We start from the raw sequence: 309 nt of genomic DNA on the forward strand, positions 1-309 counted from the left end.
GCTATCTGGAGCTGGTGGATAAATACTATGCCGGCAAAGGGTTTCTTAGCCTGGCTGCCGCGGTACCCTTTTTTGGGGCTTCGCTGCTGTTTCTGACAACGGTTATTGATGATTTTCCATCAATCAGGTGGAAGTTTGGCCCTCATGAAGAAATGGCATTAGCCATGAGCCTTATCTGCATTCCGAGCATCATCATGACATTTAAGTTACTGAAAAAGGAGTGGTTTGCCTGGACCCACTACCCGATCCGCTTTGACCGACGAAACCGGCTGGTGCATATATTCCGCCTGGATGGCACCACCCGCAGCG

General features: G+C 50.5%; 1 pseudogene. It reads left to right on the forward strand.

Annotated features, from left to right (window positions below):
• Window positions 1–14 precede the first annotated feature (14 nt).
• Window positions 15–309 (forward strand): annotated as a pseudogene (locus tag GJV78_RS23415) (hypothetical protein); the annotation flags it as partial.

The organism is Intestinirhabdus alba (genome assembly GCF_009711095.1).
Taxonomy (GTDB): domain Bacteria; phylum Pseudomonadota; class Gammaproteobacteria; order Enterobacterales; family Enterobacteriaceae; genus Intestinirhabdus; species Intestinirhabdus alba.